14 protein-coding genes are annotated in these 19,514 nt (G+C 61.8%); 2 read left to right on the top strand and 12 right to left on the bottom strand.

The window, feature by feature from the left end; translation table 11 throughout:
• The 4 genes from IE093_RS10250 to IE093_RS10265 form a co-directional block, all read right to left on the bottom strand.
• Window positions 1-1,152: an FIST N-terminal domain-containing protein gene (locus tag IE093_RS10250; RefSeq protein WP_229803468.1), complete on the bottom strand. Its 1,152-nt coding sequence runs from the start codon at window positions 1,150-1,152 to the stop codon at window positions 1-3.
• Between the two features lie 359 nt (window positions 1,153-1,511).
• Complete coding sequence (locus IE093_RS10255; protein ID WP_189468805.1) at window positions 1,512-2,972, bottom strand: sodium-dependent transporter; 1,461 nt, start codon at window positions 2,970-2,972, stop codon at window positions 1,512-1,514.
• A 191-nt stretch (window positions 2,973-3,163) separates the two neighbouring features.
• Window positions 3,164-4,273, bottom strand: coding sequence for a 4-hydroxyphenylpyruvate dioxygenase (hppD, locus tag IE093_RS10260; protein WP_189468807.1), 1,110 nt, complete (start codon window positions 4,271-4,273; stop codon window positions 3,164-3,166).
• Window positions 4,274-4,501: 228 nt separating this feature from the next.
• Window positions 4,502-5,119 carry a LysE/ArgO family amino acid transporter gene (locus tag IE093_RS10265; RefSeq protein WP_189468809.1) on the bottom strand — a complete coding sequence of 206 codons (618 nt, stop codon included), beginning with the start codon at window positions 5,117-5,119 and terminating at the stop codon, window positions 4,502-4,504.
• A 98-nt stretch (window positions 5,120-5,217) separates the two neighbouring features.
• Between IE093_RS10265 and IE093_RS10270 the strand changes: the two genes are divergently transcribed.
• Window positions 5,218-6,150 carry a LysR family transcriptional regulator ArgP gene (locus IE093_RS10270; protein ID WP_189468811.1) on the top strand — a complete coding sequence of 311 codons (933 nt, stop codon included), beginning with the start codon at window positions 5,218-5,220 and terminating at the stop codon, window positions 6,148-6,150.
• 61 nt (window positions 6,151-6,211) lie between these two features.
• Here IE093_RS10270 and fdhA read toward each other — a convergent pair whose 3' ends face one another.
• A complete protein-coding gene (fdhA, locus tag IE093_RS10275; protein WP_189468813.1) occupies window positions 6,212-7,405 on the bottom strand; it encodes a formaldehyde dehydrogenase, glutathione-independent in 1,194 nt (397 codons plus the stop codon).
• A gap of 406 nt (window positions 7,406-7,811) precedes the next feature.
• Between fdhA and cfa the strand changes: the two genes are divergently transcribed.
• The gene (cfa, locus tag IE093_RS10280; RefSeq protein WP_189468815.1) at window positions 7,812-8,963 is read left to right on the top strand and encodes a cyclopropane fatty acyl phospholipid synthase; all 1,152 of its coding nucleotides are present in this window, start codon (window positions 7,812-7,814) and stop codon (window positions 8,961-8,963) included.
• 53 nt (window positions 8,964-9,016) lie between these two features.
• On the opposite strand, the gene IE093_RS10285 is transcribed toward cfa, so the two are convergent.
• From IE093_RS10285 to IE093_RS10315, 7 genes are all read right to left on the bottom strand, one after another.
• Window positions 9,017-10,108 carry a DUF2220 family protein gene (locus IE093_RS10285; RefSeq protein ID WP_189468817.1) on the bottom strand — a complete coding sequence of 364 codons (1,092 nt, stop codon included), beginning with the start codon at window positions 10,106-10,108 and terminating at the stop codon, window positions 9,017-9,019.
• On the bottom strand, window positions 10,105-14,994 hold the full coding sequence (locus IE093_RS10290) for a coiled-coil domain-containing protein (protein ID WP_189468819.1): 4,890 nt from the start codon (window positions 14,992-14,994) through the stop codon (window positions 10,105-10,107). The genes IE093_RS10285 and IE093_RS10290 overlap by 4 nt, the downstream gene beginning before the upstream one ends.
• A complete protein-coding gene (locus tag IE093_RS10295) occupies window positions 14,991-15,941 on the bottom strand; it encodes a hypothetical protein (RefSeq protein ID WP_229803470.1) in 951 nt (316 codons plus the stop codon). Before IE093_RS10295 ends, IE093_RS10290 begins: the two co-directional genes overlap by 4 nt.
• A complete protein-coding gene (locus IE093_RS10300; RefSeq protein WP_189468821.1) occupies window positions 15,938-17,323 on the bottom strand; it encodes a hypothetical protein in 1,386 nt (461 codons plus the stop codon). The genes IE093_RS10295 and IE093_RS10300 overlap by 4 nt, the downstream gene beginning before the upstream one ends.
• 109 nt (window positions 17,324-17,432) lie before the next feature.
• Window positions 17,433-18,131, bottom strand: a complete 699-nt coding sequence (locus IE093_RS10305; protein ID WP_189468823.1) for an SDR family NAD(P)-dependent oxidoreductase — start codon at window positions 18,129-18,131, stop codon at window positions 17,433-17,435.
• Window positions 18,132-18,147: 16 nt separating this feature from the next.
• Complete coding sequence (locus IE093_RS10310) at window positions 18,148-18,804, bottom strand: dienelactone hydrolase family protein (RefSeq protein WP_189468825.1); 657 nt, start codon at window positions 18,802-18,804, stop codon at window positions 18,148-18,150.
• Between the two features lie 86 nt (window positions 18,805-18,890).
• Window positions 18,891-19,469, bottom strand: coding sequence for an endonuclease dU (locus IE093_RS10315; RefSeq protein ID WP_189468827.1), 579 nt, complete (start codon window positions 19,467-19,469; stop codon window positions 18,891-18,893).
• Between the last annotated feature and the right edge of the window lie 45 nt (window positions 19,470-19,514).

The raw sequence follows: 19,514 nt of genomic DNA on the forward strand, positions 1-19,514 counted from the left end.
TCAGTCCTCATCCAGCAGAGGGGTGCCAATCGCTACCCCCGTCAACGTCTGGTTGACGTGCAGCCCACCGTACTGCTCGCCGTAGGTACTGAAACCGATCGCGTTGTAGCGTCGCAGGACATCACCAACCTGCTTTTTCCCATCGAGCCGGTCGATCTCCAGGCTGCGCAATATGCAGTCGCAGGTGAACACCAGCTGTGGCGACCCGACTTCCTCACTGACCTTTTCCAGACTCCGCTCCAGGTTACCGGCCAGGTCGACGCCACGCCCCAGCCGTAGCACCAGCCCCTCGTCGATTGCGCAAAAGAATGTGATGCTGCCGTCTTCGTTGATACTCTGGATGGAACGTACATAGTCGGCACCGTCGATCAACACGACCACCGGAAACTCCGCAAAATTGGTAGGAGTCAATTCCGCCAGGGAGACGCCAATCAGCCGCGCATACTCCTCGGCAGCCGGCAGCCCGTTGATCTCTCGTACGATGCGATTGGCAGTATCGGCCTCGGTGACTACCAGTCGATTGTCGGTGGAGACGAAGTGCTGAGTCTTGAAGGAAGTCATGGGCAAGCTAGTGCAGACAAGCGCCAGCACCGCCGCATCGTTGTGGAAGGCGCCGCCATGGAATACGCAGGTCCGCTCGAACTTGAGGTCATCACCGGCCGATCCCCCGACTACCGGAATCCGGCCAAGGCCATCCTGTACGGCCCGAGCCACCGACTCCTCGCGTAACGACAAGCCGTCGATGAGCAGCAGGCCAAAGACGCTCTCCAGCGGTAATGGTTCGTGGCAACCCTCCAGTTGACGCAACAGGCCCTGGGAAAAATCGTTGCCTGAGCGGGGTTCAAACTGCTGCAGGCCCTGTAGCAATCCGGTAGCTGCCACGCAACTGCTGGAGGGAAAGCTGACACCGGTCAAGCTGTACGTAAGATAGCCGGCGGGGCCAATCTCGCCGGCAGTCGTGCAACCCACGACCGGGACATCGCTGAACAAGCCGTTCAGTTCGTCCGCCAATGCCTCCAGGTCATACATGCTGGAGCAAAAGAAAACCACCAGTGCCATTCCCGGTTGCGAGACCCCGGCGTGAAACTCACGGGCAGCCTCACGGGCATCGGTGGCACGGGAGTGTGCTGTTCTTATTCTATCCTTGGGCACCACACCTTCTCCGGGATGAATAACGATACGCCCGAGTCGGGCGTCGAGGGGAAGCGGCAGTATCCACAGCCACTAATGCCCCATTGCGTCTGCAACGATTCAGATGACCTTACGATAACAGATACCTAAACCGTCACCTTCAACGATTCAGAGGGAACCGCGTCCTGGCTTCTTACGACAAAGATTACTTAAACCAATGAGTTATATTGGCCAGGAGATGCGTCCAGTCACTGTCTAAGTCTCCGGCGGCGTGGTATCTATCGCCACTGCGGGAGTATCGTTATCGATCGGGCAGTGTGCGACCAACCGACCAACCCCCGCATAAGCGGGGGTTGGAAAGGTTGCGGGTCGAGGAGCAATCAACCAGCCAGTTGCCGCCTGAGGCGCGGGCTGGCCAGTTCGCCGATCACCGTGACCGCCACCAGCACGGCCAGCAGCCATGGCCACTGCGTGCCCATGTTCAGTGTCATCAATCCCAGGCTGTCGATGAACACCAACACGATGCCAAGCGGGCTGACATAGCGAACCATGAACAGCCACAGCGCATGTTGGACGCCTGACAGCCCCAGCTCCGACCTGAAGATCTCGTTACGCAACAGGAAGCCGGCCAGCAGAGCCATCCCCAGACCACCTAGCGGCATCATGAAGCGCGAGGTCAGGAAATCCAGCCAGTCGAAGAAGTGCTTGCCGGCAAGCGTCCAGTCGGCACCAACGTTGAACGACAGCATCGCCAGGGTGCTGACCAACCACAACAGGATCCCCGTGCCCCATGCCGCCTTGGTCCGCGAGATACCCTTGCTCTCGTTGAGCCAGGCCACGGTGGCCTCGATCATCGAGATCGCCGAGGTCAACGCTGCCATTGACAGCATGACGAAGAAGATGGTCGCGAACAGCATGCCTAGCGGCATGGCCTGGAATGCCAACGGCAGGCTCATGAACAGTAGACCCGGCCCTGCGGCGGGATCCATGCCGTTGGCGAAGATCACCGGAAAGATCGCCAACCCTGCCATCAGCGCCACCACGGTATCGGCGATAGCCACCGTGAAGGTGGTCCGCGCGATGGAGCTGCGGTCCGGCAGATAGGAACCGTAAGTGAGGATCGCCCCAGAGGCCAGCGACAGAGTAAAGAAGGCATGCCCTAGAGCGGCCAGCAGCCCCTCGCTGGAGAGTTTGCCGACCTCGAAGGAGAACAGGAAGGCCACCCCCTCGCTGAAGCCACCCGAAAGCATGGCATAGCCGATCATGATCGCCAGCATGATCACCATGCCCGGCATCATCCAGCTCACACTGCGCTCGATGCCCTTCTGCACACCGTTGCCGACGATCAGCATGGTGACAAGAGTGACCAGGGTGCTCCAGAAGCCCAACACCCAAGGGTTGGCATTGTTTGCCTCGAAGATGGCCGCCATGTCGGCCACCTCGCTACCTGCCAGGCCCCCCGTGATCGCCTTCCACAGATAGGAAAACGACCAACCGGCCACTACCACATAGAACGACAGGATCATGAAACCGCACAGCATCGCCATCCAGCCGATCAGCGACCAGACAGAACCGCGGCCCGACTCACGGGCCACCCGGCGCACGGCATCGATAGGGCTGCCGCGCCCGCGGCGGCCGAGACCGATCTCGACCATCATGATCGGTACGCCGACCGCCAGGATGCAGGCCAGATAGACCAGCACGAAGGCGCCGCCACCGTACTCGCCGGTCATGTAGGGAAACTTCCAGATGTTGCCCAATCCGACCGCCGAGCCAGTCGCTGCAAGGATAAAGCCCCAGCGTCCTACCCACAGGTTCTTGGGTTGTTGCCTTGTCGTCATTTCGAATACCTTCGGGGAAATTGTTGTTGTCGGAGATTTTAGCGTTATTTATTGCCCTTATACCAATTCACCATCAAGGCATCTTCGAATCGTGGGTTACTTAGATATAAAGGCCTGTCACAATACCGCAAGACTCACCCCCGCCCGATCGACGTAGCGGGGGCGCTCGATGGCAACGATCGACGTTTGGCTCACTCGTCCTTGAGCACGCCGCGACGGATCTGGTCTTCCTCGATGGATTCGAACAGGGCCTTGAAGTTGCCTTCGCCGAAGCCTTCATTGCCCTTGCGCTGAATGATCTCGAAGAAGATCGGCCCGATCACCGTCTTGGTGAAGATCTGCAGCAGGATGCCCTGGCCCGGCGCACCGTCCACCAGCAGGTTCAATTCACGCAGCTTCTCGACGTTCTCCTGATGGTTGGGCACCCGCTCGTCGACCTTCTCGTAATAGGTATCCGGCGTGGACATGAATTCGACGCCATTGGCGCGCAGGGCGCGTACGGTGGCATAGATGTCATCGGTGGCCATGGCCAGGTGCTGGATGCCTTCGCCGTTGTATTCGCGCAGGAACTCGGCGATCTGCGAGGTGTCGTCGGCAGACTCGTTGATGGGGATATGCATCTTTCCGCAGGGCGCGGTCATGGCTCGGGAATGGAGGCCGGTCTTCTTGCCGGCGATGTCGAAATAGCGGATCTCGCGGAAGTTGGCGATGCGGGTATAGAAGTCCGCCCACACGTCCATCTGACCGCGATCGACATTATGGGTCAGGTGATCGAGCACCTTCAGGCCCACGCTGTGATCGTTGGCTCCGCGGCCGGGGATCGGCTCGAAATCGATGTCGTAGATGGTGCGGCCAACCCCATCGACCTTTTGATCTACGAAATACAGCAGCGAGCCGCCGATACCCTTGACCGCGGGGATGCCGACCTCCCCCAGACCCACTGGGTTCTCCGCCGCCTCGGCGCCATTGGCCAGCGCATGTTCGAAGGCCTGCTTGGCATCGGCTACCTTCCAGGCCATGGCACAGGCGCTGGGGCCATGCACCCTGGCGAATTCAGCGGCATGGCTATCCGGCTCGGCATTGAGCACGAAGTTAACGCCTTCCTGCTGGAACAGCGTGACCTGCTTGGAGCGATGCTTGCGTGTCTCGGTGAAGCCCATTTGCACGAACAACTTGCGCAGGGCCTCGATACCCTCGGGCGTTGGCGCGGTGAATTCGACGAACTCAAAACCATTGGTACCGATGGGGTTATGGTTATGGCTCGCATGGGTAGGTGTCGTCTTTTGGGAAAGGGCGCTCATCATGACCTCCGTAGGCGATTGTTATAGGCACATGCCAGGCGTGATGCCTTGGGATGCCTCCAAGATTAGGGCCCAACCACCCGAGCTGGAACGCTTCAAGACACCTGCACAATGCCCAATGGACGACCGCTTCAAGCCCCATCCGTAAAGAAAACATGACAGCAACGCAAGCCACGCCATCCACGCCCAAAGAGCGGTGCAAAAACCTGACAAGGCGTAACGTTTTTCTTACACGCCATGTGGCAACATGGCACCACTGGCCAGTCGCCAGGCGATCCATCCCATCGTCATGGCAACCAGCATGTCGATACTCCGCCACGCCAGGGAGCTCTCCAGACGAGGCGCCAGCCACCCCGCCGCCGCCACCAGCCCGAAGAACCAGCCGAAAGATGCCATGGCGGCACCAATGAAGAAGCCCATAGGGCTTGGCTGAACGGCACCTATAGCCCCCAACATCACCACCGTATCCAGATAAACCTGAGGGTTGAGCAGGGTCACTGCCAGCGTGGCGGCAAGCACCGTCTGCCAAGTACCCCGCATCGCACCGGCCGCCACCAGCCCGTTGGGCGCCCAAGCCCGCCGCAAGGCCAGCGCGGCTTGCCAGGCCAGGAAGGCCGCCCCTCCCCACCTGGCCAGTTCCATCAGCACCGCCTGTTCGGCGAGCAGATGGCCGAGCCCCAATACTCCTAGGCCGACCAACAGCCAGTCGCACAGCGCGCACACGGCGGCGACCAGCCAGCCATGTTCGCGGCGCAACCCCTGATTGAGCACGAATGCGTTCTGGGCGCCGATGGCGACAATCAACCCGGCTCCTACCATCAATCCATACAGAGTCGAGACCAGCATGTTTCCTATCCCTTCGTTCGCTTGCAATGGGATGAGAGGTTAGGCTTGACTATGCAATAAATGAAATTAATTCAGAGAATGGATGATTAAGATAGCTGATGCTCGACTATAAACTTCTGGAAGCGCTGGCGGCAGTGGTCGACCAGTCAGGATTCGAGCGCGGTGCCCAACATCTGGGACTAACGCAATCCGCCGTGTCACAGCGCATCAAGTTGCTCGAGGCTCGGCTCGGCCAACCGGTGCTGGTACGCAGCCCCAAGCTCGCTCCGACCCCACTGGGGCGGCGCCTGCTCAACCATGTACTGCAGGTACGGCTACTGGAATGCGACCTGCTCGATCGCGTGCCAGCACTGGGTGAAAGAGAACAGCGCCTGCGCCTGGCAATCAACGCCGACAGTCTGGCGACCTGGTGGGCTGAAGGTATTGGCGATTTCTGTCATGAGCGACGCGTGCTACTGGATCTGGTGGTGGAAGATCAGGAAGTCGCCCTCAAGCGGATGCGCGACGGCGAAGTGGCCGGCTGTATCTGCGACTCTCCACGACCGGTACAGGGCGCCCGCGCCTACCCCTTGGGCAGCATGCGTTATCGTGCCCTGGCGAGTCCCGACTATATCGAACGCTACTTTCCTGATGGACTGACGCGGGAAACGCTGATGAAGGCACCCGCCATCGTCTATGGCCCAGACGATCGCCTGCAGCACCGCTACCTGGCCATGCATGGCGTGAATGAGCCTTTCCCACACCACCTGTGCCCATCGTCGGAAGGCTTCGTGCGCTTGGCGCTGGCCGGCCTGGGGTACGGCATGATCCCCGAACGTCAAGCCGAGCGGGAATTGCGTGAGGGAGCTCTCGTCGACCTGGATGCCGGCCACCATCTGCAATCGGGTCAATTGGTGGAACTCGACCCCAGCCATTACATCGATGTCCCACTCTACTGGCACCACTGGCGCCATGGTGGGGAAACGCTGGAGGCCCTCACCCGTCATCTATTGGCGATCGGCAACGACTGGCTCACGCCGACGTCGGCGTGAGCCCTCGCATAACGACGACACCCCGCCGGGGCGGGGTGTCGAAGCGTCAAACCGAACTCGATCAGGCAGCTACACTGCCATGCGGATCGATGACGAATTTCTTCGCCGCGCCACCATCGAAGTCGGCGTAGCCCTGCGGGGCCTGGTCGAGGGTGATCATCTGGACGTTGACCGCATCGGCGATCTTGACCTTCTCGAACAGGATCGCCTGCATCAGCGGACGGTGATACTTCATCACCGGGCACTGGCCGGTGTGGAAGCTGTGGGACTTGGCCCAGCCGAGGCCGAAGCGCATGCTCAGTGCGCCATGCTTGGCGGCGTCGTCGGCCGCGCCTGGATCTTCGGTGACGTAGAGGCCAGGGATACCGATCTGGCCGCCGGCGCGGGTCATCTGCATTGCCGAGTTCAGAACGGTGGCCGGTGCTTCCTTGCCGTGGTTGCAGCCACAGGCGTGGGCTTCGAAGCCGACGCAATCGACGAAAGCATCGACTTCACGCTCGCCGAGGATCGCCTCGAGCTTGTCGGCCATGTCGCCGTCCTGGGTCAGGTCGATGGTTTCGCAACCGAAGCTGCGTGCCTGCGCCAGACGGTCTTCGATCATGTCGCCGACGATCACGCAAGCCGCACCCAACAACTGCGCGGAGACCGCCGCCGCCAGGCCGACTGGGCCGGCACCGGCGATGTAGACGGTGGAACCCGGGCCGACGCCGGCGGTGACGCAGCCGTGGAAGCCGGTGGGGAAGATATCCGACAGCAGGGTCAGGTCGCGGATCTTCTCCATGGCCTGGTCGGCGTCCGGGAACTTCAGCAGGTTGAAGTCGGCGTAGGGCACCATGACGTATTCGGTCTGGCCGCCGACCCAGCCGCCCATGTCGACATAGCCGTAGGCCGCCCCGGGGCGAGCCGGGTTGACGTTGAGGCAGATGCCCGTCTTGCCTTCCTTGCAGTTGCGACAACGGCCACAGGCGATGTTGAACGGCACCGAGACCAGGTCGCCCGGCTTGATGAACTCCACGTCGCGGCCGCACTCGACCACCAGGCCGGTGATCTCGTGGCCCAGCACCAGGCCGGACGGCGCGGTGGTGCGCCCACGCACCATGTGCTGGTCGCTGCCACAGATGTTGGTAGTGACCACCTTCAGGATCACGCCGTGGTCGCACTTGCGATTGCCCAGTGCCAATTCCGGGAAGGGAATCGACTGCACTTCCACCTTGCCGGGGCCCATGTAGACCACCCCGCGGTTGCCTTGACTCATTGGCTGGCGTCCTTATGTGTTGTTTTCATCTGCGACATCTAGGATCGACATCGCTCGTGACAGCCGTCGAGAGGACGACTTGCATTTTTCAGGGTAACCGTCCGGCATTGCGGCAATGTACTCAGATGAGACATCGACAGGTCCAAATGAGACATCGACAGGTTCAAACGAGACATCGACAGGTCCAAAGGAGACATCGACATCCCGATGCCAACACCTCCCCCTACAATACGGGCCCGGCCAAGGCAATCGATGACTTTCTGGTCTAGGCTATCGGTACGATAGCCTTAAGCTGTTGAATATCCTCTTAACCGATAGCAATCTCATGGGATTGTTGCAAAGCGGCAAGGAATGCCTTGCTTGACCCGTATCGCGCCGAGACGCGCAACCTGATTCGGAGTTCGGCATGACCAGTGACACTCGTATCGGCCCCAACGCCCTTCCCGACACTCGAGCCCGCCGCGTCGTCGAACAACTCCTCGACGGCTCAGGCGTCGCCCTGAACGGTAACTCCCCATGGGACATTCAGGTCAATCATCCCGATCTGTTTCCCCGAATTCTGCACCAAGGCAGCCTTGGGCTCGGCGAATCCTACATGGATGGCTGGTGGGACTGCGAACGTATCGACGAAATGGCTCACCTGTTGCTACGGCACGGACTCGGCGAGCATGTCAACACGCCCTCCGAGCGCCTCATGTATCGGCTGCAGAACGGTTTCTTCAATCTACAGAGCAAGGCACGCGCCTATATCGTTGGTGAGGCCCATTACGATCTAGGCAACGATCTCTTCGAGCGCATGCTCGATCCGACCATGTGCTACTCCTGCGGCTACTGGAAGGACGCCTCTACCTTGCATCAAGCCCAAGTCGCCAAGCTCGACCTCGCAGCCCGCAAGCTGGACCTGAAACCGGGCATGCGGGTACTGGACATCGGCTGTGGCTGGGGTAGCTTCGCCGAGCATGCCGCCCGGCATTACGGTGTCGAGGTCACCGGCATCACCATTTCCAAGGAACAGGCCGCGCTTGCCCGTGAGCGTTGCGAGGGTCTTCCGGTGGAGATTCTGCTGCAGGACTATCGCGACCTGACGGGGTGCTACGACCGGATCGTGTCGATCGGCATGTTCGAACATGTGGGTCATCGCAACTATCACACCTATTTCAACACCGTCGAATCGCTGCTGGCAGAAGACGGCATGTTCCTGCTGCACACCATCGGCTCCAACAATTCCGACATCAGCGTCGACCCCTGGGTCAACAAGTACATCTTTCCCAATGGCGTACTGCCCTCGGTAATGCACATCGCCAAGGCCAGCGAGGGGCATCTGCTGATGGAGGATTGGCAGAACTTCGGTGCCGACTATGACCGCACCCTGATGGCCTGGCTCGAGAACTTCGACACTCATTGGAATGAAATCGCCGACCGCTACAGTGAGCGGATACGGCGCATGTTCCGTTACTATCTCTCGGTGTTCGCCGGTGCCTTCCGTGCCCGCCATCTGCAACTATGGCAGATCGTCTACTCTCGGGGACGCCCGGGGCGCTACGACGCCCCGCGTTGAACGGCCTGGCACCCGCCACACCCAGTCAACGTTATTTAAATGTCGGCAATCTCTTACATCATCAGCCAGCGTCGTTGCATCTCTTCGTCAAGCGCATGCCCGGCATGAGCCAATAAGTCAGCATCGCTTAGTATTTCCTGATCCAACCCACGTGCCCAAATACCGGTTGACGACGTTCCAGCAGGGCGCTGGTTGGCCTTGCCGGTGAGACCATGGAGAGGGTGACCACCATGCCCATCGTAGTACTCGATCATCGGCGCATATAGCGCAGAGAGACGCAGCCGCGGGATGGCCTCGCGAAGACACAAGTAAATGCGCAGACCTTCCGGATCGAGATCCCCCCAGAACGTCGGGTTCGGCAACTCGAGGAGCTCATCAAGGGTGCGCGAGACGAGCCCCTCGCACACCAGGCGTACCCGTTTCGGCGCCCTAAGGGCCTCACTTAGCGAAAGTCCATAGCCGAAGCTGCAGACGATCGCCAGTCGCTGGTCGAGTCCAACACGGCAGGCCTGATCGAAGCTCTGCGGATTCTCGATCAACAGCAGCCCTTGAGGTTCATCGGGCATAGCGGCCAGTACCCAGGACAAGGGGCGGCGAAAAGCTGAAGTCTCTATGCCAAAAGCACGTACCAATTCACGTGGAAGATTAAGTAGCAACTTACTACTACCAAGCAGATACCGTGCGCTGGCCTCGAAGGCACTCAGCGCGTATGCCTCGGGCAAGGCCTCGGCCAACTCGCGCAACCCCTCGGCGAGGCGACGCTGATCGTCCACGCTCCAGCCCTGCAATACCCCATCGAGCGAGTGACGCCATAGTGCGGCCTGGCCCGCCTTCAGGGCCAGCGAATCATCGACATCAGCGAATTCGGACTCGAGGCGGTGACATAGAGCTTCGGACAGCAGGACACGCACATTGAGGCGTTGACGTGCCGAGACGGGAGCCGTCGTCTCGATCAGCCCGGCTCTGGCCAGTTCCCCGAGCGCTTCCCAGCCATCCAGCTCAGTGGCGCAGATACCTTCACGCTTGAGCCTTTTCACCAAGGCTTTACTATGCCAGCTCTTGGATTTTTCTTTGCGATAGGCCGTACACCACTCACCTTCCAGCCAGGTCAGCGTGGCCTCGGCGCACTCACTCAAATGGCTCATGTCTCCCGCTCCGTGACGTGGATGCCGAACAGGCTGGCTTCGCCCTGACCACGGCCGATGGTTTCCGGCTCGACTACGCGGCCGTCACGCACCACCACGTGGCCGCCCTGTCCCTGCGCCCCGCCAATGACACTGCCGACCAGGTAGGTGGGAAAGATCGAGGCATCGTTCTCGTAGTTGGGGTTGTGGATCAGGCCGATCATCTGGAAGCGACCACGGGTGTTGCGTAGCGATTCAAGTGAGTCCTGGATCAAGCGGCGGTGCGAGAGCTTGGAGAATAGGCCATCGAGCAGGATCACGCTTTCGCGGCCGGCACGGGCACGGCGCTTGTGGCTGCCAGGCAGCTCACGCAGTTCACGCTCGATGGCAAATTCCGAGAGCTTGACCAGCCACATCAGCGAGACCGCCTCGCGCTGCCCCTCGGACATGTCCTCATTGAGCGAGAACAGCCGGCCATGGGGACGAATAGCGTCGTGCTTGAGGCGGATCGAGACGTCGCGGAACAGGCCGCGATAGATGCGCCGACGGATCTGCCGTGTCAGTTCCTCGTCCTTGCGTTTCTGGTCGCCACTCGCAGAGACGCCTTCCTGCTGCATTCGACGACGCTGTGCAGCCTGATGTTCATCGATGTCGGCGAGCAGTAACTGGATCAGATCGCGCACATCGCTATCGCTGATCAACGCTGCCTTGACCTCGAAGAAGGCACCGCCTTCGCCGCTGCGTCGAGCCACGCGCTTGAGAATGTCCAGATTGCCGGCGGCATCGGCAATGATCGAGCCAAGACGCTCGACCAAGGTGCCTTCGATATGCTCGCGCGAGGCGTGCAGCTTGGCGACTCGGTCGCGATGGTCGTCCAACTGGCCGCTGAGCTGCGCATGCAAGGCACGCAGGTCGTCCAGTGCCGCGGGGCTGACGCCATCCAGCGCCGACAGCCGTGCGCGCTCGGTACCGTTGAACAGGCGGCTTTCGCCGGCATCCGCAAGTGCCCGGGCAAGGCGCTGTTCGCGGGTCTCCACGTCGCGGGCCTGGCGCTCACGATTGCGCGAACGCTCGCCAAGATTCAGTGTACCCAAGGCATCGAGCAGCGTCTGTTGACAGGTTTCCAGGGCAGCGAGATCGAACGTTTCACCCGCTTCACCGGACAGTCGCCGCCATTCGGCAAGCGCCTCGTCCAAGGCTTCCGCGTTGTCATGATCGGCCGGCCAGTGGCTCGCCTCGACCAAGTCATCGAGCAACGCCAGGCGCTCATACCAGCCGCTGGAGAGTTCGCGTAGCACCTCCAGCCAGGCGATGGCCAACTGGTCGGTCCACAGCATGGCCTGCTGGTTTTCGTCGAGACGCACCTCGACTTCCTGCTGCTGCTTGGCATTGGCCTTGCGTTGTTCGTGGGTCTCGTCACGTTCACGTTTGAGACGTGCGATCTCGCGCTCGAGCTTTTGGCTGCCGCCGCTCTCGTCACGCACCTCGAGATAGGCACGAATGCGGTCGAAATCGAAATCGGCTCGCCGTGCCGCGGCGGCCAACGCCTGCTCGAGTTCCGCCTTGACCGACTCGGCACTGGCCATGAAGGTGACGCCACCCTCGTCCTCGAAGGCTTCCAGCGCCCGAAGGCGATCACGCTCGCCATCGGCGAACAGCGCCTTCAACTGGCCTGCCAGCTCGTCACGGCGATGCCGCAACGCCTCGGTGCGCTCATCGGCCTGCTCGAAGCGCTCGGCGACGATGGCCTCCTGCTCGATCAACTCCGCCAGTCGCGCCTCCAGCGCCGCCAAGCGCTCGACGCCACCGGCATCAGCGAACTTCTCGGCAGCCAGCCAAGTGGCGCCGTGGGCTTCCAGGTCCTGCTCGGCCCCCGTCACTTGGGGCGAAAGCTCGGCCAGCCGAGTCTCAGCATCGGCCAACGTTTCCGCGGCCTCCTCCAAGGCCCTGTCACCGCCCTCCAGCAGATAGCGCTGGAAGTCGTCGATGACCTTGAGCGCCTGATCGGTCATGCGTGGCGCTAGCCGTTCACGCCGACCATCGAGGTCGGCCTTGTTTTGCTCCAACGCTTCGAGAGCTACCTCGACATCTTCCTCGACAGCGGCCTGGGCACGCCGAGCCAGGGCGAAGCGTTCGCCATGCGGGTCGAGCCGAGCGATCTCCTCGTCGAGTGCGGCACGGCGCTCGCGGTCGATGGCCAAGCGTTGCTGGGTCTCGTCGCGCAGCGCATTGAGATACTGAGGATCGAGCGCCGCCTTCACGGCCAGCGTCTCGACACCCTGTACCGCCCCCAGCGGCGACTGGCCGGCCGCCAGGCAGGCGGATAAACGCCCCGCCTCGATCACCGGCACGCCCAGCCCGCGCTCGATCAAGTGCTCGGCAGCATTACGTGCTTCCGCCTCGCCTTCGACCACCGGCGCAAACAACTGGCCTGCCGCCTGGGCCAGCCACTCACGACGGTGTTCCTCGCCACCTTCGGTCGCGGTCAACGCCTCATGCAGCGGCACGAAGGCAATGCCAGCCTCCTCTAGCAGGGCGTGTGCCTCGGCCTCGGCAACCTGACGCGCCAAGGGGTCGCCGGAGAGGCTTTCCAGATAACGCTCGCGCGTGGCAATGAGCTCATCGAGCCCTTCTGCCTCGCGTAGCAGCCGCGGATAGCGGGCCTTGGCGTCCTTGAGCCAGGCTTCGGGGGCCTGCTCGGTGATGTCTCGGAAGGCCAACAGTGCCTGGTGCAGCTCACGCAGACGCTGCTCCTCCTGCTCCAGGCGATGCCCTTCGTCGTCGAGCTCGCGCTTCTGCTCGTGCAGGCGATCACGCAGGTGCACCGGGTCGTCATCGCCATGCAGGCGGGTGAACTCGCGAGCCGCCTCCGCCAGCGGTGTCAGTCGTGTCCGCCGTGCGCGGGCCTCCTCCTGGCGTTGATGCAGTTGGTGGCGTTCCTGCTGAAGCGCGGCCAGTTCAGTCTTCTTGCGCGACCAGAACTCATGGATCTCCTCGCCCGGCCAGCCATCGACGAAGGCCTGCCAAGCATCCTGCCCCTGTTTGAGCGGCCCCTGCTCACCTTCCAACCGTTGGCGTTCGCCGCGCAGTCGCTCGCGATCGTCACGAGCGCTTTCGCGCTGGCCCGCGACACTCTCGAGTTCAGCCTCGAGCTCCTCGAGTTCGCCACTGAGTGTTTCGTGTTGCTCGCTCTTCAGCGCCAGCAATTCCCCAGGACCAGTGTCGGGATGCTTGGCCTTGAACTCGGCGTGCCACTTGGCTGCCTGTCTAAGTTCGCCAACGCGACCGATATGCTCGGAGAGTGTCCGACGCGCCCGATCGGCAGCGGCGATCGCCATTTCCCGGGTTGCCTCGGGCGTCTCGAGCTCTTCCTCGCTGAATAGCCCTTGGCTGAGCGCCTGGGTGTAGAAACTCTGGTTGTCGGTAAACTCACGCTGCCGCGATTCGAGCTGTTCACGCTCACGATCGAGCCGTTCCCATTGCTCGTCGAGACGCTGTGCGTCGGTCTTGAGCTCCTTGAGATATTCGCGATCAGCGATCACCTCCTCGCGGAAGCGGTTACCGTCGAGCGCTTCGAAGTCATCCGCCGCCTCGTCAAGGCGTGACAGAGCGCGATAGCGGGCTGAGTCATCGGCAAAAGAATGGCTGTCAACCAGCCACTCGCGGGCCGCCGCAAAGGCAACATGATGCACGTCCTTGGCGGTCGGCCAGCCCGCCTCGGGCAGATGGATCAAGCGGCGGTGAGCATCGACTCGCGCACCGCGCTCGGAGAGCGCCTGGCGTACGCTGCGCTCGGCCTGGCCGGTCAGTTTGGCAAGCAGCCAAGTGGAGACACGTGGCCGACCGGTATCGCCAGCCCCCCAGGCAAAGCCGGCGATCAGTTCGGCATCGCTCTCTTCGCCCAGTCGTTCGGGACGCTTCGGCAGACCCGGCAGCGCCGTGAGCGCCTGGCCCCCGAGCAGACGCTCGCTGGCGGTGAGGCCAGCGTCGAGTTCGATGAGTTGGAGGCGCGCTTCGAGCAGCTCTTTGCCCTGAGCATTGAGCTCGTCGAGTAACATCACTTTCTGCTCGGCACGCTGTTGATCGGTTTCGGCCTCGCTCAAGCGATGGCGCAGTTCGGTAGCCTTGGTGCCCGAGTTGAGGATGACGTCCTCGATCAAATCCTCGCCCTCATCGGTCTCGCCGCGAGTCGCGCCGGAAAGGATCTGTGGCGCCAGCACCTCGAAGAAGAATGCCTGGTCGGCCTTCTCGCCGGCACGCGGCTTGATGGCGTTGAAGATCTGGCTCTTGTCGGCACCGCCCTCCTTCTGGAAGGCGGCGAGTTGAGCGAGTTCGCGGCGCGAGATATGCGCGCCGACGGCATCCAGCCACTCCTCGCGGTTGGCACTGCGGGTCACGCCGTGCGCACGCATCGCCGCTTGCACGTCGGCATTGGCATACAGCGCCAGCTTGCCGTCACGGGTCAAATGATGGACCGGAACGTCCTCGAGCCTGCCGGCGTAGTGATAGAAGGACAAGCCGCTGCCATCGCTATAGCCGTACATGCCGAACACAAAGGTTTCACCGGCGACCTCTTCGCCAGCGGCGGCGAGCATGTCGGACTGCCCTGTGGCACCATCACCGGAACGAAACTCGACACGCAGGTGTGACCAGCTACGTCCCTGGCCGCCGACGTTCGATGGTGAGCACTTGCGCCGGGTTCGCGAGAGCAGCGAGCGATCCCTAGACAGCAAGCCGATCAACGCTTCGGCGAGTGTGGTCTTACCAAAGCCGTTCTCCATGCTGATGGCGCTGGACTGGCCGCGCAGGTCGAGCAGCAGATGACGCATCTTGGCGTCCCAGGGAGAAGCGATGTCGCCGTGCTTGTTGAGCAGGTTGGCCACTTCGATGCGGTTGATGACGCTCATGCACGGCCTCCTGTCTCTTCCAACGCTTCGGCATCCTCTTCGCAACTCCCTTCGCCACCCACTTCACTGTCGGCTCCGCCGAAGAGATCGGCTTCCTGCGTTGCGTCCGCAATGCCACCGACCTCACTATTGCCAGCGGTTGGTGGCGAGTCCTCGGGCGTGGTATCCGGCGCTTCCTTGGCGGCGGGAGCGTCTTCCTGACCGGAAAGCAATTCGACCAGGTGCGAGAGGTGATGCACGCCGACCTGTTCGGCCTCGAGTGCACCAAGCAAGGTCTGCTGCCAGATATCGCCTCCCTCATCGGTGGTCTCACGCACAGCTTCGAGATGACCGGCACGCAACTGCAGCTCGATGAAGGCCTTGACCCGGCGACTGACGTCCTCGCCGCGCTCATCGAGCAGTACGCGGCTGGCGTCGGGAGCGGCATCGCCCAAGGCACGCAGACTCTCGAGCTGTTCGCGAACCAACTCGACCAACTCGGTAGTGGCAAAGGTCGCTTCCTGATAGCGGCTGACGTCTGACAACGCACGATTCAAGCGGGTATACAGCAGAGTGTGCAGCAGCAGCCAAAGTTGCAGATACCACTGCGCCAGTTCGGCGCGACTTTCCTGGCGCAGGCGCAGGGCATCGAACACCGGGTCGCGGGTATAGAGCGGCGGTTGGTCCAGTTCGGGATCCGGCACCAAGGCATAGAGCCGCGAGCCGGGGACGATACCAGGATAATCGCCGGGCTCGAAGACACGCAGGCGCAAGCCCTGTCCGGCAAGAAAATCACGCAGCGCCTCGCGCTCTGTTTCCAGCGCATCGTCGATCAAGGCGCACACGTCACGTTCGGAAAGTTGGCCCTCACGGGCGGCACGCCGCTTGCGGCCACCACTGGGCTGGCGTTCGGCGGTACGGTAGCGCAGCAGGTAGGCGACGACTTCGCCCATCTCGGTCATGTTCATGAAGCAACATCCTGTGAAAAGCGTAGCGAAGGCGTCACCATTCCCTCGATGCGACGACCATCGTCGAGCGTGATCGCGAAAGGCTCGGCCTCGATGCCAACCGTCAGGCGCTCATCGAGCAGTTGGGTATCGACGTAGGTATTGAGCAATTGGGCCAGGCAATCGCCCTCCTCGAAGCGGTGCCAACCTTCGCTGAGGGCCTGAGGCAGTGACAACGGCGCTTCACTCAAGCGCTCGCGCAGGGCCGGACCGCGTGCTTCCAGGAAGCGCGCCAGCAGCGGATCCTCTGGGCTAGCGTCGTCGTGTTCGTCGAACACCAGTGCCGTTGCGCTTTTCTCGGCTCGTCGGGTCTCGATCAACGGAATCAACGGTTCGACACGGGGCATGGCGGCAGCCAGGCCAAACGGCATCATCCGCCCGACCAGGGCATCGCGCAGCGCGGCTTGCAGAGGCGTACCCAGCAAGCGCCGCGAGAGGTCGGCGAAATCGATCACACCCATCGATTGGATGCGCCCCTCCGCGATATCGGAAAGCAATTCGGAAAGCCGTCGCGAGAGGTTCTCGATGGCAGTGAGCACTCGCCCGATGGCGCCCGACAGCATGCGCAGGTCCCAGTCATCTTCCTGGTCTTCGCACCACCGCTCGAAACGCTTCGTTACCTCTGGAGTGGTCAGTTGCGAGCGCGCACCAAGCAAGGTGTTCTGAATCGTCGACAGCGCGTTGTGATAGTGGCGTTCATTATCTAGAAACCCGCTGAGCTTGCCTTCACGAGTAGGGTTCTCGCGGATCCGGCGCAGTTCCTGGGTCAAGGAACGAATCGCCATCAGGATCTGGTTGGTGATATCGGGTATGCGTGCGAAATCGCCACGCGCCAGTGCAGCAAGTACCTTGGCGGCGTCGTACTCCGAGTACAGCAGATCCTCGACCTGACTGGCCAGGGTCACCGCCTGGCGACCACTCGGTGTCAGGCGTACCTGGCCGGTCTGGCCCTGCTTCTCGATCAAGGCGGTACGCTTGGTACTACGAACTCCACGGCTGGCGTCACTCGCTTCCTGGTGACTATCCCCATGACGAAAATGCAACTCGCTGGGGGTTGAAAGCAGGTTGACCACGAAGGCCAGATCATCGGCCGGCAAAGCCGGATAATGCTCACGCAACTGGGCGAGACAGCGCGTCTGAGAGACGAACGCACTGTTGGTGGCAAAATCCACGTCGAGCAGATAGTCGAGCAGCAGGCAGCCGAGGTCCAGCCAATAGCCGTCACGCAGGCCGCGGCGCTGCTCCTGGCTGACCTGCACGAACGGCGACCCCGGCTCATGGGCGCTGTCGTGCAGGTCGATCAGCCGCGTGGTGGCGACAAGTAGCTTGCTCCAGGCGGTCATGGGTCATCCCTGAGGCCAAAACCGCCATTATGCCAAGGGAGATGCGACGGGTCATGGACGATTCTCGCCCACGCTCGCGCATACCCCGCTTATGGGCAGAGCGCTGCCCTCACCAGGACTCAGCGAACGGACGCACATCCAGCTCGAAGGTCCAGGCCGAGCGGTGCTGCCGAGTGAGAAACCAGATGCTATCGGCGATGGCGTCGGCATCGAGGAAAAACTCGTCGGGCTTGTCCGGCATCGCCTGACGGGTGCGAGGCAGGTCGATCACTCCATCGATCACCACGTAGGCGACATGGATGTTTTCGGGGCCAAGTTGGCGAGCCAGCGATTGTGCCAAACTACGCTGTGCCGCCTTTGCCGAAGCGAAGGGGGCCGTGGCTGCCCGACCGCGCCATGCCGCCGATGCCCCGGTGACGATAAGGCTCGCCTGGTCGTGCTCGCGCAACTGACCCAACACCGCCTGAGTAGCCACCAACAAGCCGTAGCAATTCACTCGCCATGTCGTCTCGAATTCATCCAGTGACACATCCTCGGCGCTCTTGAATACCCCGGCTCCAGCGTTGTAAAGCAACACCGAAACCGGCCCTAGTTCCTGGCGGATACGCGTGAAAACTTCCGTCGCCTGTTCGCTGTCGCTGGCGTCGTACTGGTAGGCATGAGTTCCGGGGTTCTCAGCTTCCCATTCCTTCAACCTGTCGAGATTTCGCGACAGCATGGCAACGTCATAACCTTCGCGGGTAAAGCGACGCGCTAGTGCGAGGCCGTTGCCTGGCCCGATGCCGATGATTGCACAGACCTTGTTCATACGGAGTCTCCTTGCGCTATGAGCCGGCGAGATGCTCGAGGAACCAGCGGCCGGCATGCTCCTGCACCTCCTCCAGCTTGCCTGGTTCTTCGAATAGGTGGGTGGCGCCGGGCACGATGACCAGCTCGCAAGGGGCTTGCATGCGCGCCCTCGCCTGCTCGTTGAGATCGATGACCGGCTCATCATGGCCGCCAACCAGCAATAGCGTCGGCGCTTCTACCCGTGGCAGATAGTCGCCAGCCAGGTCCGGCCGGCCACCCCGCGACACCACGGCTCTGACCTTGTCGGACCGCTGGGCAGCGGCAATCAGCGCGGCTGCCGCGCCGGTGCTGGCACCGAACAAGCCGATGTTCAGCCCATGTGTCCGAGAAGCCTGGGCAACCCAGTCGACGGCACCGGTCATGCGTTTGCCGATCAGCTCGATATCGAAGCGCAGTTCACGCGTGCGCTCGTCGATCACGTTTTCCTCGGCTGTCAGCAAGTCGAACAACAAGGTCGCCAACCCCTGCTCACTGAGGTAGCGCGCTACCATTTGATTGCGGGAGCTGAAGCGGCTGCTGCCGCTACCATGAGCGAATACCACGATGCCTGTCGCGACCTCGGGGACGATCAAGTCGCCTTCCAGGTCGACTCCGGCGGCCTGCAACACGATACTGAAACGAGAAGTCGCCATGACAGCTCCTCCTCTTTGGTGAAGTTGTGACAGAAAACTTGCACTGAAAAGTGTAGCGTCGCCCCCTGGCTCTCGCTCAAGGGCGGCTACGTTCTACCTGAACTTTCCCCCCTCCCGATTCCCCCGGCGATCAAATGCGCTGTGCGTAGGGGTTCGGGAATGGCACCGTTGATCGAGGTTTCGCGTATCACCTTGGCAGCCTCTTCACGGCTGAGCCCCATGCGTTGAACGTAAACGCCAGCCAGCGCTTCCATCGGGCCGAGCCGTTCGACCAGCGCCCACTTGCGGGCGCCGCCAGGAATACACTCGAGCAATGCCTGGCGCATGGCGTCACGGCGTGGTGCATGGCGGGCAACCACCAGCACCGGAAGGCCAAGCGCCGTGTGCAATCGTGGCACATCGACCACATTGAAGCCTGCCAGGGCAATTCCCTGCAGCAGCACTAGCTGAAGATGCTCGACGAACTTGGACTCGTGCACCAGGCGCGTCAGTTCCCGGGTGCTGTTCGCCCCATCGCGCCGCACCTTGCCTGACATCACCCCCTCCAATCGCAGGCCGGAGTAGACCACGCCGACGACGGGCACGTCGCCACGATGCTCGCGCGGAAACGGACAGTCGTCGAAGCCGACGATATGCGAAAAGGATCTGGGTCGTATGAACGTCATCGTCATGAATTGCCGGTGGCATTTTTGGAAGTGCTGAATAAATCG

Source organism: Litchfieldella qijiaojingensis (assembly GCF_014651875.1).
Classification (GTDB): domain Bacteria; phylum Pseudomonadota; class Gammaproteobacteria; order Pseudomonadales; family Halomonadaceae; genus Litchfieldella; species Litchfieldella qijiaojingensis.

Excerpts from the sequence above, each read along its gene's own strand:
- IE093_RS10295 (WP_229803470.1), bottom strand. The coding sequence starts at position 15,941 with ATGAACATGACCGAGATGGGCGAAGTCGTCGCCTACCTGCTGCGCTAC.
- IE093_RS10315 (WP_189468827.1), bottom strand. The coding sequence starts at position 19,469 with ATGACGTTCATACGACCCAGATCCTTTTCGCATATCGTCGGCTTCGAC.
- IE093_RS10270 (WP_189468811.1), top strand. The coding sequence starts at position 5,218 with ATGCTCGACTATAAACTTCTGGAAGCGCTGGCGGCAGTGGTCGACCAG.
- IE093_RS10255 (WP_189468805.1), bottom strand. The coding sequence starts at position 2,972 with ATGACGACAAGGCAACAACCCAAGAACCTGTGGGTAGGACGCTGGGGC.
- IE093_RS10300 (WP_189468821.1), bottom strand. The coding sequence starts at position 17,323 with ATGACCGCCTGGAGCAAGCTACTTGTCGCCACCACGCGGCTGATCGAC.
- IE093_RS10265 (WP_189468809.1), bottom strand. The coding sequence starts at position 5,119 with ATGCTGGTCTCGACTCTGTATGGATTGATGGTAGGAGCCGGGTTGATT.
- hppD (WP_189468807.1), bottom strand. The coding sequence starts at position 4,273 with ATGAGCGCCCTTTCCCAAAAGACGACACCTACCCATGCGAGCCATAAC.
- IE093_RS10290 (WP_189468819.1), bottom strand. The coding sequence starts at position 14,994 with ATGAGCGTCATCAACCGCATCGAAGTGGCCAACCTGCTCAACAAGCAC.
- cfa (WP_189468815.1), top strand. The coding sequence starts at position 7,812 with ATGACCAGTGACACTCGTATCGGCCCCAACGCCCTTCCCGACACTCGA.
- fdhA (WP_189468813.1), bottom strand. The coding sequence starts at position 7,405 with ATGAGTCAAGGCAACCGCGGGGTGGTCTACATGGGCCCCGGCAAGGTG.
- IE093_RS10305 (WP_189468823.1), bottom strand. The coding sequence starts at position 18,131 with ATGAACAAGGTCTGTGCAATCATCGGCATCGGGCCAGGCAACGGCCTC.
- IE093_RS10310 (WP_189468825.1), bottom strand. The coding sequence starts at position 18,804 with ATGGCGACTTCTCGTTTCAGTATCGTGTTGCAGGCCGCCGGAGTCGAC.
- IE093_RS10285 (WP_189468817.1), bottom strand. The coding sequence starts at position 10,108 with ATGAGCCATTTGAGTGAGTGCGCCGAGGCCACGCTGACCTGGCTGGAA.